General features: G+C 70.9%; 9 protein-coding genes. 3 read left to right on the top strand and 6 right to left on the bottom strand.

All coding sequences use genetic code 11. The features are described from left to right. Positions 1–29: 29 nt before the first annotated feature. Positions 30–1,772 (bottom strand): lysine--tRNA ligase, encoded by a 1,743-nt coding sequence (lysS, locus tag ACIGXJ_RS24645; protein WP_399649195.1) that lies wholly within the window; start codon positions 1,770–1,772, stop codon positions 30–32. A gap of 188 nt (positions 1,773–1,960) precedes the next feature. On the opposite strand from lysS, the gene ACIGXJ_RS24640 reads away from it, so the two are divergent. The 3 genes from ACIGXJ_RS24640 (at position 1,961) to ACIGXJ_RS24630 (ending at position 7,080) form a co-directional block, all read left to right on the top strand. Continuing rightward, entirely contained in the window at positions 1,961–4,294 is a 2,334-nt protein-coding gene (locus ACIGXJ_RS24640; protein ID WP_399649193.1) for a hypothetical protein, read from the top strand. A 113-nt stretch (positions 4,295–4,407) separates the two neighbouring features. Beyond that, positions 4,408–6,162: an arginine--tRNA ligase gene (gene argS / locus ACIGXJ_RS24635; RefSeq protein WP_399650188.1), complete on the top strand. Its 1,755-nt coding sequence runs from the start codon at positions 4,408–4,410 to the stop codon at positions 6,160–6,162. Positions 6,163–6,255: 93 nt separating this feature from the next. Beyond that, the gene (locus ACIGXJ_RS24630; RefSeq protein ID WP_399649190.1) at positions 6,256–7,080 is read left to right on the top strand and encodes a DUF4253 domain-containing protein; all 825 of its coding nucleotides are present in this window, start codon (positions 6,256–6,258) and stop codon (positions 7,078–7,080) included. Between the two features lie 6 nt (positions 7,081–7,086). Here the strand turns inward: ACIGXJ_RS24630 and ACIGXJ_RS24625 are convergent, their stop codons facing one another. The 5 genes from ACIGXJ_RS24625 to ACIGXJ_RS24605 form a co-directional block, all read right to left on the bottom strand. Continuing rightward, entirely contained in the window at positions 7,087–8,286 is a 1,200-nt protein-coding gene (locus ACIGXJ_RS24625) for a PLP-dependent aminotransferase family protein (RefSeq protein ID WP_399649188.1), read from the bottom strand. Positions 8,287–8,377: 91 nt separating this feature from the next. Then, positions 8,378–9,379: a porphobilinogen synthase gene (gene hemB, locus ACIGXJ_RS24620; protein WP_399649185.1), complete on the bottom strand. Its 1,002-nt coding sequence runs from the start codon at positions 9,377–9,379 to the stop codon at positions 8,378–8,380. Positions 9,380–9,459: 80 nt separating this feature from the next. Further along, positions 9,460–10,968 (bottom strand): N-6 DNA methylase, encoded by a 1,509-nt coding sequence (locus tag ACIGXJ_RS24615; protein WP_399649183.1) that lies wholly within the window; start codon positions 10,966–10,968, stop codon positions 9,460–9,462. After that, positions 10,965–12,374 (bottom strand): restriction endonuclease subunit S, encoded by a 1,410-nt coding sequence (locus ACIGXJ_RS24610; protein WP_399649181.1) that lies wholly within the window; start codon positions 12,372–12,374, stop codon positions 10,965–10,967. The genes ACIGXJ_RS24615 and ACIGXJ_RS24610 overlap by 4 nt, the downstream gene beginning before the upstream one ends. Further along, entirely contained in the window at positions 12,371–15,946 is a 3,576-nt protein-coding gene (locus ACIGXJ_RS24605; RefSeq protein ID WP_399649178.1) for a DEAD/DEAH box helicase family protein, read from the bottom strand. Before ACIGXJ_RS24605 ends, ACIGXJ_RS24610 begins: the two co-directional genes overlap by 4 nt. Positions 15,947–15,983: the final 37 nt, after the last annotated feature.

The raw sequence follows: 15,983 nt of genomic DNA, 5'->3' as shown, positions 1-15,983 counted from the left end.
GGGCCCCTTCTCCTGTGTTCAGCCGCGGGTCACTCGCCGAGCAGTGCGCGGACCCGGTCCTGGCCGACCGCCAGCAGCAGCGTGGGCAGGCGCGGGCCGGTGTCGCGGCCGACGAGCAGGTGGTAGAGCAGCGCGAAGAACGTCCGCTGGGCGGTCTTGATCTCCGGCGGCAGCTCCTTGGGCGTGGCGTCCGCGGAGAACCCGGCCTGCACCTTGGGGACGCCGTAGACGAGGTGGGTGAGCCCGTCGAGGGACCAGTGCGAGGCCAGTCCGTCGAGCAGCAGCCGGACGGACTCCCGGCCCTGGTCGTCGAGGGACTTCAGCAGCTCGGTGTCGGGCTCGGCCCGCACGATGGTGCGCTGCTCGGCGGGGACGTGGGTGTTGATCCACGCCTCGGCCTTGTCGTAGCGGGGCCGGACCTCGTCGAGGGAGCCGACCGGACGCGACGGGTCGAGTTCGCTCAGGATCCGCAGCGCCTGGTCCTCGTGGCCGGCGGTGATGTCGGCGACGGAGGCGAGCGTGCGGTACGGCATCGGCCGGGCGGTGCGGGGCAGCTCACCGGCGGCGGTGCGCACGGCGCGCGAGTGCGCGGCGACGTCCGCCGGGAGGGCGGAGCCGTCGGCGACCTTGGCGTCGAGCTTGTCCCACTCGTCGTAGAGCCGCTGGATCTCCTGGTCGAAGGCGATCTTGAAGGACTGGTTGGGCTTGCGGCGGGCGTACAGCCAGCGCAGGAGCTGCGGCTCCATGATCTTCAGCGCGTCGGCGGGCGTGGGCACGCCACCGCGCGAGGAGGACATCTTCGCCATGCCGGAGATGCCGACGAAGGCGTACATGGGTCCGATGGGCTGCTTGCCGCCGAAGATGCCGACGATCTGCCCGCCGACCTGGAAGCTGGAGCCCGGCGAGGAGTGGTCGACACCGCTGGGCTCGAAGATCACGCCCTCGTACGCCCAGCGCATGGGCCAGTCGACCTTCCAGACCAGCTTGCCGCGGTTGAACTCGTTCAGCCGGACGGTCTCGGAGAAGCTGCACGCGGTGCAGACGTACGTCAGCTCGGTGGAGTCGTCGTCGTACGAGGTGACGGTCGTCAGGTCCTTCTCGCAGTTGCCGCAGTACGGCTTGTACGGGAAGTACCCGGCGGAGCCGGAGGAGCCGTCGTCCTCGGACGCGGCGCCCGAGCCCTCGGCGGCCTCCAGCTCGGCCTCGTCGACCGGCTTCTGCTGCTGCTTCTTGGCCGGGGCCTTCTTGGTGCGGTACTGGTCGAGGATCGCGTCGATGTCGGCGCGGTGGCGCATGGCGTGCAGGATCTGCTCGCGGTAGACGCCGGAGGTGTACTGCTCGGTCTGGCTGATGCCGTCGAACTCCACGCCCAGCTCGGCCAGCGACGCGATCATCGCGGCCTTGAAGTGCTCGGCCCAGTTGGGGTGGGCGGAGCCCTTGGGGGCGGGCACGGAGGTCAGCGGCTTGCCGATGTGCTCGGCCCAGGACTCGTCGACGCCCGCGATCCCGGCCGGGACCTTGCGGTAGCGGTCGTAGTCGTCCCACGAGATCAGGTGGCGCACCTGGTGGCCGCGCCGCCGGATCTCGTCGGCGACGAGGTGCGGGGTCATGACCTCGCGGAGGTTGCCGAGGTGGATGGGGCCCGACGGCGAGAGTCCGGACGCGACGACGACCGGTTTGCCCGGGGCCCGACGCTCCGACTCCTCGATGACCTCATCCGCGAAACGGGAGACCCAGTCGGTGGTCTCGGTGCTCTGAGCCACGATCGGCACGTCCTTCTTTCCTGTTTGTTCTCGTACGCCGTTCTGTACGCCGTGGAGATACGTCGGAGATACGTCCTTGGGGCCTGCCGCAGGTGCGCCGACGGGGCCCGCGACCCATTGTCACCCGTGCCGGTCCCTGTCGGAAAACGTATTGGCCCGCCGTACAACCCCGGGCGCCCCGCGGCAGTCCTCCTACCGTGATCACAGAAAGATTCCGGGCCGGGCTGCGCGTGGGGGCGGCCGGACTCGCTCTGACGCTGCCCTCGGCCTGCGCCCTCCTCGCGGCCCCCGCCGCCGAGGCTGCCGTGACCTGCGGCGACACCACGTTCAAGCGGTCGTTCTACCCGAACACCTCGTTCTCGGGCACGCCGAAGAGGACGGACTGCGACACCACGATCGACCAGTCCTGGTCGGGTGCCCCGCTCTCCGGGATGGCCACGAACCGCTTCGGGGTGCGCTGGTCGCTCACCCGCGACTTCGGTTCGGGCGGCTGTTTCACCTACCGCCTGTCCGGCACGGACGGCCTGCGGCTGTACGTGGACGGCGTGCGGAAGGTGAACAAGTGGACCGACACGGGTGACTCCGGCAACAGCGTGCCGGGCACGTTCTGCGTCGGCGCGGGCAGCCACAGCGTGCGCGTGGACCATGTGAACTGGACGGGGCTGTCCCGGGTGAAGTTCACGTGGCCCGCGTCGTCCGACAGCAGGCCGCCGCTGGCGCCGACCGGCATCACCACCACGTACGACGCGGCGACCGGCAGGGCGAGCGCGGGCTGGCGGAGGAACCGGGAGCTGGACATCGCCCACTACCGGGTCCTGGTGGAGACCCCGACGGGTGGGGTGTCCCGCTGGACGACGACCGGCACCACGGCCTCGTACACGCCCGCGAAGGACGGCCAGAAGTATCGGTTCTGCGTCCAGGCCGTCGACAAGTGGACGAACTACGGCGCCACCGCCTGCGGCCCCTACGTCACCACTCCGGACAAGACGGCTCCGCCGGTCCCCGACGTGCGCCCCTCCGACGTGACGGTGTCGGTGACCACCGGCTCCGAAGGCTCCGACGGCACCACGCCGATCCCGCGTGTCAACGTCTGGCTGGGCCAGGTGCGGCAGGCCGACGGCCCCGTCTTCACCCTGTGGCGTGCCACGGCGGCGGCGGGCCCGTACGCCAAGGTCGCGACCATGGACCTGCGGCGGACGCCGTACGAGCAGTATCTGTACGACGAGACGGCCGCCGAGAAGCAGACGTACCACTACACGGCGAGCGCCACCGACACCGCCGGGAACACCTCGGCGCGCACCGCGCCGGTCGCGGTGACCACACCGGATGTGACCGCGCCGGGAGCGGTGACGGGCCTCGCGGCCAAGGCGGACACCCAGCGGGTCGCGCTCGGCTGGACCGCGCCGGCGGACGACACCGTGCGCTGGCAGGTCTACGGCGCCGACGGCGGCGCGCAGCCGGTTCTCCTCGGCACCGCCACGACCGCCTCGTACGAGGACACGACGGCGAAGCCGGGCGTGACCCGCACCTACACGGTGTACGCCCTCGACGCGGCCGGTCACCGCTCCGAGCCGGTGAGGACCACCGGCCGGCGACTGGTGGCGCCCGCCCTTCCGGTGTATCTGCGTCCGGACGACAACGGCCGGCCGGAGCTGCGTGTCCGGGTCGCCGCCGACAACGACCACAGCGGCGGTTTCCGGGTCTACTCCGGCTCCAGCGCCTCCACGGTCCGTACGACCCTGCGGGCGTGCGCGCCCGAGGAGGTGTACCGCGATGCGGCGTGGGTGGAGTACCGCTGCCTGCTCACGGACTTCGGCGGCTCGTCGGACCGCTATGTCACCGCGGTGGCGGTGGCCGGGAACGGCGTGACCTCCAGCACCTTCACGGCCGTGCGCTACGAGGACACGGTCGCGCCGCCGCTGCCGGCCGGGTTCGCCGCGACGTCCGAGCCGTGGGGCACGACCCTGCGGTGGAACGCGTCCACGGCTGCCGACGTGCGTGCCCACTGGCTGCGCGTGGGCACCCCTCAGACGGTCGACGGGGTGCGCACCTGCGGGTACGGCGACTCGCGCTCCCTGGCGGCGGACGTCACGTCGTTCCAGGACACCACGGGTCTGCCGGACGGCGAGGAGCGCTGCTGGGAGCTGCGGGTGGTGGACGGCTCGAACAACTACACCGACGCCGTGACCGTCTACGCGACCGAGCAGGACACCCGGCCGTCCGAGACGACCGCGCCGGGCTCGCCGGTGACGGGCCTGGACGCCGTGGAGAACGCCGGTGACGTGGCCCTGAACTGGGACACGGTCGACGGCGCGACCGGCTACCGGGTCTACCGCTGGGACCGTTCCACGGGCTCGTACGAGCGGATCGCGGAGGGCGGGATGGAGGGCCTTGCGGACTCCTTCCGCCACTACCGTGACGGGGCCGCACCGTCGGGCACCGCCGCCTACTACCGCGTGACGGCCCTGTACGGGGACGGCACCGAGTCCGCTCCGGCGCTCGCGGCCGTGGCACTGGCGCCCAGGGGCTGAGACACCGACGTGCCGCCCCGGGGGCGGGCGGGAATCCATGCGACCGCCCGCCCGCCCCCATGGGAGACTGGAGTCGATTTCTGTACTCCTACGAGCGGAACGGCATCCATTCCATGGCCTCGGTCACGTCCCTCAGCGACTCCGTCAAGCAGCAGCTCACCTCCGCGATCTCCGCCGCCCTGCCGGGGGCCGACGCGGACCCGCTGCTGCGACGTAGCGACCGGGCGGACTTCCAGGCGAACGGGATCCTGGCGCTCGCGAAGAAGAACAAGGCGAACCCGCGGGAGCTGGCGACCGAGGTCGTGGCGCGGGTCGAGTCGGGTGAGCTGGTGAAGGACATCGAGGTGTCCGGCCCCGGCTTCCTGAACATCACGCTCTCCGACCGGGCGATCACCGACAACCTCGCGGCGCGGTACGCGGACGGCGACCGGCTCGGCGTCCCCCGCAAGCCGGACCCGGGCATCACGGTCGTCGACTACGCCCAGCCGAACGTGGCGAAGGAGATGCACGTCGGCCACCTGCGTTCCGCGGTGATCGGCGACGCGCTGCGCGGCATGCTCGACTTCACCGGCGAGCGCACGATCGGCCGGCACCACATCGGCGACTGGGGCACCCAGTTCGGCATGCTCATCCAGTACCTGATGGAGCACCCCGGCGAGCTGGCCCCGGCCTCGGAGGTCGACGGCCAGCAGGCCATGTCGAACCTGAACCGGGTGTACAAGGCGTCCCGGGCGCTGTTCGACGCGGACGAGGAGTTCAAGGAGCGGGCCCGCAAGCGGGTCGTGGCCCTGCAGTCGGGCGACAAGGAGACCCTCGAGCTGTGGCAGCAGTTCGTGGACGAGTCGAAGGTCTACTTCTACTCGGTCTTCGAGAAGCTGGACATGGAGATCCGCGACGAGGAGATCGTCGGCGAGTCCGCGTACAACGAGGGCATGCCCGAGACCGCCCGGCTCCTGGAGGAGATGGGCGTCGCGGAGCGCTCCGAGGGCGCGCTGGTGGTGTTCTTCGACGACATCCGCGGCAAGGACGACCAGCCGGTCCCGCTGATCGTGCAGAAGGCGGACGGCGGCTTCGGCTACGCCGCCTCCGACCTGACCGCGATCCGCAACCGTGTCGTCGACCTGCACGCCACGTCGCTGATCTACGTGGTGGACGTGCGGCAGTCGCTGCACTTCAAGATGGTCTTCGAGGCGGCGCGGCGAGCGGGCTGGCTGACCGACGAGGTCACCGCCCACAACATGGGCTACGGCACGGTGCTGGGCGCGGACGGCAAGCCGTTCAAGACGCGTGAGGGCGAGACCGTACGGCTGGAGGACCTGCTGGACGAGGCGGTGCAGCGGGCCGCCGAGGTCGTCCGGGAGAAGGCGCAGGACCTCACCGAGGACGAGATCCAGGAGCGGGCCCAGCAGGTCGGCATCGGTGCCGTGAAGTACGCGGACCTCTCGACGTCCCCGAACCGGGACTACAAGTTCGACCTGGACCAGATGGTCTCGCTCAACGGCGACACCTCCGTCTACCTCCAGTACGCGTACGCCCGTATCCAGTCCATCCTGCGCAAGGCGGGCGACGTACGGCCCGCCGCGCACCCGGAGCTGGAGCTGCACGCGGCCGAGCGGGCCCTGGGCCTGCACCTGGACGCGTTCGGCGACACGGTCTTCGAGGCGGCCGCGGAGTACGCCCCGCACAAGCTGGCGGCGTACCTGTACCAGCTGGCGTCGCTGTACACGTCCTTCTACGACAAGTGCCCGGTGCTGAAGGCGGAGTCGCCGCAGCAGGTGGAGAACCGTCTGTTCCTGTGCGACATGACGGCCCGCACCCTCCACCAGGGCATGGCCCTGCTGGGCATCCGCACGCCCGAGCGTCTCTGAGCTGATCGACGACGAAGGGCCCGCCGCACCGGCGGGCCCTTCGTCGTGTGCGCTCCGGGGGCGTTGTCAGTGGGTGCCTCTACAGTCCTGGGCATGGCGACTCTTCCGAATCCGCTGCCGCGGCTGGCGGCCGATCCCAGTGGGCGTTCTCTCGGGCTGCGGCTGCCGCCGGGGCGGCTGGTGGACGTGACCGACGACGGGCCCTGGCACGAGCCGTTGTTGTGGCATGCCGAGAAGGCCGCCGCGTCGGGGAACTGGGCCGTGCTGGGCGGTCCGGCGGCCCAAGTGGGGCTGCTGCCGGTGCTGGTGGACCTGGGTGATTCCCAAGGGGCTGTCGACGACTGGCAGTTGGATCCCGGGGGCGTGTCGTATCCGGGTGATCACGACGCCGAGGACGTTCTCGCCGAGTACTGGGAGGGCGACGAGGACGAGTGGGACGAGGAACTCGCCGAGGCGGCCGAGCCGTTCGGGCGGGTGTGGCCCGGGCTCGCCCCGTCCGGTGCGCTCACCGCCGAGCCGGGCTCGTGTGCGGGGCAGGTGGCGGACTCGTTGTGCGACGGATCCCGGCCGTGGCAGAAGGAGCCGCATCTGGCGCTCGTCCCGGCCCGTCGCTCCGCCGACATACCGGCCGCGATCGGCTGGACGGGCCCGCTGAACCACGACGACGACGTGGCCCGGCTGTGTGCCGTGCTGCGCTCCTGGGAGGACCGGTTCGGCATACGGGTCGTCGCGCTCGGCTTCGACACGCTCGTCGTGTCCGTGGCCGCGCCTCCGGCGGACCTCGCCACGGCGGAGGCGCTCGCGGCGGAGCACTTCGCGTTCTGCCCGGACGCCGTCACGCAGGACTGGCCGGGCAGTGTCGGGGCGTACGCGAAGGCGCTGGTGGGCGAGCGGGCGTGGCGCTTCTGGTGGGACTGAGGGGCTCTACTGCGCCGCTCCGAGGCCCCGGGCCAGCCTGCGCAGGCCCTCGGCGATCTCGTCGGGGGTCTGGGTGACGAAGCACAGGCGCAGGGTGGCGGGGTCGGGGGTGCCGGCGTAGAAGGGGGCGCCGGGGACGTAGGCGACGTCGTGCTTGACCACCTCGGGGAGCAGGGCGGTGGTGTCGTAGGAGTCGGGGAGGCGGGCCCAGACGAACATGCCGCCCTCGGGCCGGTTCCAGGTGGAGCCCTGCGGGAGGGCGGCGGACAGGCCGGCGAGGAGGGCGTCGCGGCGCTCGCCGTAGACGGCCCGCACCGTGGCCACATGGGAGTCCAGGACGTCCAGGTACCGTGCGGCGGCGAGCTGGTTGAGGGTGGGGGTGTGCAGGTCGGCGGCCTGCTTGGCGACGGCGCAGGCGCGCCGCAGGGCGGCGGGCGCGCGCAGCCAGCCGAGCCGCAGTCCGGGGGCCATGACCTTGGAGAAGGAGCCGAGGAGGACCGTGCGGTCGGCGGCGCCCTCGTAGGAGGCGATCCAGGGCAGGTGGTCGCCGTCGTAGCGCAGTTCGCCGTACGGGTCGTCCTCGACGATCCACAGCCCGTGCGTCACGGCGACGGACGCGACGGCGGCGCGGCGCTCGGCGGGCATGGTGCGGCCGGTGGGGTTCTGGAAGGTGGGGACGGTGTAGAAGAGCTTGGGCCGTTCGCGGGCGACGAGGTCGGCGAGGGCCTGCGGGTCGACGCCGTCCGCGTCGGCCGGCACGGCGACGACGCGTGCGCCGGCGAGGCCGAAGACCTGGAGTGCGGCGAGATAGCAGGGGTCCTCGACGAGGACGGTGTCGCCGGGGTCGAGGAGCGCGGTCGCCAGCAGGGACAGCGCCTGCTGGGAGCCGGTGGTGATGAGCAGGTCGTCAGCGCCGGTCGGCAGCCCGCGCCGGGTGACGCGGTCGGCGAGCGCGGCACGCAGCGACGGCTCGCCCTCCGTGGTGGAGTACTGCAGGGCCTGGGCGGGGGTGTGCTCCAGGACGTCGCGGAAGGCGGCGGCGATGCCCTCGCGGTCGAACAGCTCCGGCGCGGGCAGCCCGCCCGCGAAGTTGATCACCTCGGGGCGTGCGGTGACCGCCAGGATGTCCCGTACGGGTGACCCGCCGACCGTCGCGGTGCGCGCGGCGAGCGGCGGGAGGGGAGCGGGGGCGACGGCTGCGGTCATGACACGGCTCCTTGGCTGCGGTGCGGTTCGTGCCCGCAGCCTAGGGAATCCGTGCCGCCTACAACTTCCTTTTCGGCATGTGGACTTGCCGCTACCGCTGCTGGGCGAGCATCCGGGCGGCCTCGGTGGCCCAGTAGGTGAGGATGGTGCGCGCCCCGGCCCGCTTGATGCCGGTCAGCGTCTCCAGGATGGCCCGGTCGCGGTCGATCCAGCCCTTCTCCGCGGCGGCCTCGACCATCGAGTACTCGCCGGAGATCTGGTACGCGGCCACGGGGACGTCCACGGCGTCGGCGACGCGGGCGAGGATGTCGAGGTAGGGCCCGGCGGGCTTGACCATGACCATGTCGGCGCCCTCCTCCAGGTCCAGGGCCAGCTCCCGCAGGGACTCGCGGACGTTGGCGGGGTCCTGCTGGTAGGTCTTGCGGTCGCCCTGCAGCGAGGAGGCGACGGCCTCGCGGAAGGGGCCGTAGAAGGCGGAGGCGTATTTGGCGGTGTAGGCGAGGATGGCGACGTCCTCGCGCTCGATCTGGTCGAGCGCGTCGCGGATGACGCCGATCTGGCCGTCCATCATGCCGCTTGGGCCCACCACGTGCGCGCCCGCGTCGGCCTGCACCTGGGCCATCTCGGCGTAGCGCTCCAGGGTGGCGTCGTTGTCGACGCGGCCGTGCTCGTCGAGGATGCCGCAGTGGCCGTGGTCGGTGGTCTCGTCCAGACACAGGTCGGACATCACGAGCAGCTCGTCGCCCACCTCGGCGCGGACGTCCCTGATGGCGACCTGCAGGATCCCGTCGGGGTCCGTCCCCGGGGTCCCGAGGGCGTCCTTCTTCGACTCCTCCGGCACGCCGAACAGCATGATCCCGGAGACCCCGGCCTCCACCGCCTCGACGGCGGCCTTCCTGAGGCTGTCCCGCGTGTGCTGCACGACCCCCGGCATCGCCGCGATCGGCACCGGCTCGCTCACGCCCTCCCGCACGAAGGCGGGCAGGATGAAGTCGGCCGGGTGCAGCCGGGTCTCGGCGACCATCCGCCGCATGACGGGCGTGCCCCTCAGCCGCCGGGGCCGCGTACCGGGAAAGGAACCGTACTTCGTCATGCCGTCTACGCTACGCCGGGCCGGGCCGTGCCTTTACCGACGGGGCGTCGGGGCCGGGGTGCGCCCACCGGCCCGCACGGTCACTGCCGGGCCTGCTGCAGCGTCTCCGCGATCGCGGCGAACTCCTCCAGGGCCGCCTGCAGGTCTTCGACGATCTCCGCCGCCAGCACCTCGGGGGCGGGCAGGTTGGCGGTGTCGTCGAGGCTGGGGTCACGCAGCCAGGTGATGTCGAGGTTGGCCTTGTCGCGGGCGACCAGCTCGTCGTACGTGAACGCCTTGAAGCGCTCGCTCTCCACACGCGCGGCACGGTCGTCGGCGCTGTAGCACCGCACGAAGTCCTCGAGGTGGGCCCGGGTGAGCGGGTTCTGCTTGAGGGTGAAGTGCTGGGCGGTGCGGAAGTCGTAGACCCACAGCTTCTCGGTCCACGGCTGGTTGGGACGGGCCGGCTTGCGTTCGAAGAAGAGGACGTTGGCCTTGACCCCGCCCGCGTAGAAGATGCCGGTGGGCAGGCGCAGCAGCGTGTGGACGTCGTACTCGTTCAGCAGACGCCGGCGGATGGTCTCCCCCGCGCCGCCCTCGAAGAGGACGTTGTCGGGAACGACGACCGCGGCCCGCCCGTGGATCTCCAGCAGCGAGGCGATGTGCTGGACGAAGTTGAGCTGCTTGTTGGTGGTGGTGACCCAGAAGTCGCGCCGCTCGTAGGCGATGGCCTCACGGGCGGCGGAACCGTCGTCGCCGTAGACGGTGATGGACGACTTCTTGCCGAAGGGCGGGTTGGCCAGGACCAGGCTCGCGCGCTTGTCGGGCGGGGCGGCCAGGGCATCGCGGGTACGGACCAGTGCGGGACCGGTGGGCTGGCCGATGCCGTGCAGGAAGAGGTTCATCGCGGCGAGACGCGCGGTGTTCCTCACCAGCTCGGTCCCCCAGATGCCGCCGCTGCTGAGGTGCTTGCGCTGCTCGGGGGTGAGCCGGCTGCCGTACTCGTGGAGGATGTGCTCTGCGGCGGCGAGCAGGAAGCCGCCGGTTCCGCAGGCCGGGTCGGTGATCGTGTCGTCGGGGGTCGGACGGACGCAGTCGATGATGGCCTGGATGAGCGAGCGCGGGGTGAAGTACTGTCCGGCGCCCGACTTGATGTCCTCGGCGCCCCGGGAAAGCAGCTCCTCGTAGGCGTCGCCCTTGATGTCGGTCTTCTGCCCGGACCAGTTCTCCTTGTCGATCAGGTCCTTGACCAGGCGCTTGAGCTTGGCGGGGTCGTGGATGCGGTTCCTGGCCCCGTTGAAGATCAGGTGGAAGGTGGTGCCGGCGCGCTGCGCCCCGAGGTCCTCGAGCAGCTGCGTGTACGCGGTCTCGAGTGCGGCGCCGTCGTTGTTCAGCAGCTCGGCCCATCCACGGCCCTCCCACACCGACCCCTCGGGCATGATCTGCTCGCGGAACATCGGCGGTCGGGTCTGCGCCTCGTGCGCCATCTTCAGGAACACGAGAAGCGTCAGCTGCTCGACGTAGTCGATGGTGGAGACACCGTCGTCGCGCAGGACGTGGCAGTAGCTCCAGAGTTTGTCGACGAGCCGGCGGGCCTCGATCGCGGTCACGTGGGGATCTCCAGGTCAAGGGTGGGCTGAGTGGCGGCGGCGAGGGCAGGAGCGTCGGCCCGGGGCGGCGGCGGTGCCTCGGGGGCAGCGCCGCGCTGGGCGGGGGCCCGGCGCGGGCCCGGGCGCCGGGCCGGAGCCGCTCCGGCCGCCTCTCGCGCCGCGCGGACACGGGCGAGCACGGCTTCGGCCGGCTCGTCGGCGGGGTCCTGGGGGACCATCCGGCCGGCGAGCACCTGCTGGAGAAGCGAGGCCCGCAACCAGCTCGGCTTCACGTTCGCGATCGTGCTCCGCATACGGTCGAAACGTGCGAGCAGGTCGTCCAGCTGCCGTACGACGTCCTTCTGCCCGGATTCACCCGGCACCGGGATGAGCAGATGGCTCAGGTCGGGTTTGTTGATCTGAGGCACGTTCGAGCCGTCCGACAGCTCGGCCAGGTCGATGGTCTGGAACCAGTACCAGAGGAATTCCGGGACGAGACCCTTCTTCGGGACCACTCCCATGATGTTCAGGTCGAATGCGCCGTCCGCGGCCGTGATGCGTTTCTTGTTCGTGGCGATCGCGCCGCCCCGCTTGGGGAGCAGGACCGTGCCTGCGGGATAGGTCCTGACCTTGGCGCTCCGGATCTGTTCGGCCGACAGATAGGTGCGGGACCGGGACATGAGGCGGCCTTCCGGGCCGTTCATGTCTCCCACCTTCCAGAAGGGGACCAGGCCGGGCTTCCACTCGGACTCGAATGCGACGGAATCCTTGCGCGGGGTCTGTCCGCCGCGGATTTCCGCGACGTCCTCCAGACGCTCGTACCGCCATCCCCGCGCGTGCACCCCGGACGGCCCGAAGTACCCGTTGAGGAGGGACCGGACGGTCAGCGCGACCCGCCGGCCGGCGTCGCCGAGGGCCTTCTCCGCCGCGTCGAGCCGCGACAACTGACCGTCGAGCAGGGCGACGATCCGCCGCTGCTCCTCGACCGGAGGCAGCATGACGGGAATCCTGAGCATCGCCGCCTTGGTGAGCTTCAGGCGCGTCGTCCCGTTCGCGAACCCCTCGTAGTTGAAGTGGTTCAGGTAGTAGGCCAGATAACGGCGGTCGACGAGGTTCTCCAGGGCGCGGAGAACGTGTGCGTGGTTGTTCACCCATGACGGGCCGGAGACGAGATAGGCCTTCGGCTTGTCCGCGTCGAAGAACTGCACCCCGTCCTCACCGAGGAGCACCAGGTCTTCGTCGAAGATCTTCTCGTCGATCCAGCCGACCTGGCCGGCGGCCCCGTAGTAGGGGACGGCTCCGGTGCGTTCGGCCCGCTCCTTGGCGCTGACGGGAACGCGCAGGTGATCGAGGACTTCGACCACTTCACCCAGCGTCGCCCAGGCCCACCCCTTCGGCAGCTCCGAAGGAATACCGCCGTCGCTCACGCGCCCAACTCCCGTCCCAGCTCATCCAAGATCTCAGCGCCCCGATCCGCCCCGAACTCCCGAAGGAACCCGTCCACTCCCCCACGCTCGATGAAGGGTACGTCCTTCAGATGCTCGGGCTGGATCGCCGCATCCGTGGCGATCACGTCCACGACACGGTCCAGCCACCACACCTGGTCCTCGGTGAAGACGGCCCCCGCCTGCTCCTGGCGGGCCCGCCACGCCGCGTACCGCTCCTCCACCAGGGTCCGGTAGGGCCGCACCTCCTGGTCCAGCCCCAGCTCGAAGCGCAGGAGTCCCACGAGGTCGACCACGCCCGCGGACCCCCGCGGATGCTTCGCCGCCTTGCCCAGCTGCACGTACGCGTCGTACAGCCGCGCCGGGGTCCACTGGAACGGGGGACGCTCGATCTTGCGGGCGAGGTCCTTCAGCCGCCGGTACACCTCGTTCGGGTCCCGGCGCTCGCTGAAGGCCAGGCTGAGCGCGGCGATCTCGTCCTCGTGCTCCTTGATGTACTGCTGCCAGGAGGTCACCCTCCGCATCGCCAGCTCGTCCGCCGTGATGCCGCGGGCCTCCTTCACCTCGTCCACGCTGACCTCGTCGATGACGATGTCGTGGGCGCGGCGCATGGACATCAGCCGCTCCCGCAGCTCACGGTTCGAGGCGATGGGCCTGAGCGCTTCCAGCATGTCCTGCCGGACCTGCTTCTCACCGCCGATGCGCCGGGCCTTCTCCTGCTGGTCGGGGTCGACGGACCGGACCAGGCCACCGACGATCTCCTGAAGCGGCCGGCCGGCGAGTTCCTCGATCTCCTCCCGCTCCTCTGGGGTGAGCCGGCGGTCGAGGCGGGCCAGTCGGCCCGCGAGCGTCGCGACCTCGTCCTCCGTCATGGCCAGACCCGCGGTCTTCGCCATCAGCCGGTCCAGCGGAATCCTCCGCTCGGAGACGCGGTTGAGCGGGCGCGCGTCGACGCGGGGCGAGTCGGTGACACCGACCGCGTCGACGATCACGAACCGCTCCTTGACGTCGGCGTCCGGCGTCACCGCCTGGAACTCCGCCGAGTCGACGGTCCGTGAGCCACGGCCCTTCATCTGCTCGAAGTAGGCCCAGCTCTTGACGTCCCGCAGGAAGAAGACGCACTCCAGCGGAGGGATGTCCGTTCCGGTGGCGATCATGTCGACGGTCACCGCGATCCGCAGCTCAGGGCTGTTGCGGAACGCCTTGATCAGCTCGGCGGGCCGCTTCGCCGCGTGGGTGATCTTCGTGCAGAAGTCGTCGCCCTCCCCGAACACCTGCCGGACCGTCCGGACGATCTCGTCGGCGTGGTTGTCGTCGACGGCGAAGATCAGCGTCTTCGGCACATGGGTGCGCGGCCGCTGGGCCTCCCCCTCCCCGACCGGCGGGAAGATGTCCGTGAACAGGTGCTTGCGGAACGTCTCGATGACGAGCTTGAGCTGGCCCTTGCTGATGACGTGGCGTCCCAGCTGGGACGCCTTCCACTCCAGGTCTTCCTCAAGCTCCTCGTACCGCTCCCTGCGAGTCTTGCGCTCCCGCATAGGCACGACCGTCTCCGCCGGGATCGTCCCGCCGTTCTCCCCCAGTTCCGTACGGATCCGGAAGACGTCGAAGTCGACGTTGACGCCGTCGGCGACGGCCTGCTCGTAGGGGTACTCGCTGATCAGGTTCTGGAAGAAGAAGCCGAAGGTCTGCTTGACCGGGGTGGCGGTCAGACCGACCAGGTGGGCGTCGAAGTACTCCAGGACGGCACGCCACTTGCCGTAGATGGAGCGGTGGCACTCGTCGACGACGATGAGGTCGAAGGACTCCGGCGGCAGATCCGGGTTGTAGCCGACCTCGACGGGCGCGTCGACCATGTCGTACCCGTCGAGCGCGGCGTCGTCGTTGTCGGCGCTGGGGACGTCCCGCCCCGTCAGGGCGAGCCACAGCCGCTGCACGGTGGACACGACCACGTGCGCCGAGCCCAGCACCGTGTCCCCGGCCAGGCGCTGCACCACGTACAGCTCCGTGAACTTGCGCCCGTCGTCGGGGGTGTCGAAGTTCTCGAACTCCGTGGCCGCCTGGCTGCCGAGGTTGTTGCGGTCGACGAGGAACAGGATGCGCTTGGCACCGGCGTGCTTGAGCAGCCGGTAGCTCTCGCTGACGACCGTGTACGTCTTGCCCGCGCCGGTCGCCATCTGGATCAGGCCGCGCGGGTCGTCCTTGGCCAGGGAGCGCTCCAGGTTGGTGATGGCCCTCGCCTGCGCCGGGCGCAGCGGGCCCTCGTCCAGGAACGTCTGCGGCAGGCGGCGCATACGGGCGCGCAGGGTCGGCGCGCCGGGGTCGGCCTCGGCCTCGTCGACCCAGCGGGCGATCGTCTCCGGCTTGTGCACGGCGAAGACGTCCCGGGTGCGGGGGGCCGGGTCGAGCGCGTTGTGGAAGCGGACCGTGTTGCCGTCGGCGACGTACCGGAAGGGCAGGCTGGCGCGCCAGCCGCTGAGCTGCTGACTGCGCGTGAGGCCGGTGGCGTAGCGGGCGGCCTGCTGCATGGCGGCCTCCAGGTCGGCGCCCTCGCGCTTGGCCTCGATGACACCGACCAGGCGCTGGTCGACGTAGAGGAGGTAGTCGGCGCGGCCGACGGCGGTGGAGACCTCCCGGACGGCGACGCCCTTGCCCGCGAAGAGGTTCTTGGTGCTGTCGTCCTGGACGGACCAGCCCGCCTTCTCCAGGATCCGGTCCAGTTCGGCCCGGACCTGCGCCTCGCTCATCGGCGGGCGGGCGGCCTTCTGCGCGTGCGCGATGAACTCGTCGCGCTGCGAGGCCCCGTCCAGCGGGCGGGCGGCCGAGCGGGACTCCATGGCCGGGGCCGTCAGCTCGGTGATCTTGTCGCTCAGTTCGGCGATCAGGCCCCGCAGCGCCTCCCGTTCGGCCTCCGCGCGGGCCAGCTCCGCCTCGGCCTGGGCGCGGGCGGCCTGCTCGCGCTCCAGCCGGCTCTGCTTGCCGTCGTAGCGGAGCCGGGCCTCCTCCAACCGGCGCCGGTAGGCGTGCAGTTCCGTACGGAGCTGCTCCAGCTCCTGCCGGTCGGCAGCCGTCGTGGGCACGGGCGCGGTCGAAGGCGGGGCAGGTGCCAGGAACACCCGGTGGGCGGTGTCGGACGGGTCCAGGGCCCGGTGCAGCCAGTCGCCGAGACGGAAGCACATCTCGACGGACTGGAGTGCCTCACGCACGTTGGCGTAGTACTCGTGGACCGCCCTGTTCCCCGTCATACGGATCGCCTCGAACCAGGCGCGTACCTGCGGGACGACCACACCCGAGCCGGCGAGGGCGTTGATCCGGTCGACCTGCCGGGTGCCGGGCACGGTCAGGCCGAGGAGGGTGACCAGATGCCGGGCCATGACCTCGCCGAAGAGGCGGGTCTTCACCATGGCCGCGTGCGGGTCGGTGTGGACGTACGACTCCGCGGCGCAGCCGAGCGTCACCAGCAGCGGCTCGTGCTGGAGCAGGTGCCCGAAGTTGGACGAGCCCGCAGCCAGGCGGGCGACCTGCTCGTCGTCGCCCCCGGACGGGCTGCTCACCGCTGCGGTCACCATTCTTCCCCAAACAACTGATCAT

The sequence above is a fragment of the Streptomyces sp. NPDC053367 genome (assembly GCF_044545925.1).
In the GTDB taxonomy this organism is placed as follows: Bacteria; Actinomycetota; Actinomycetes; order Streptomycetales; family Streptomycetaceae; genus Streptomyces.
This window is presented reverse-complemented; position numbering and strand designations above follow the sequence as displayed.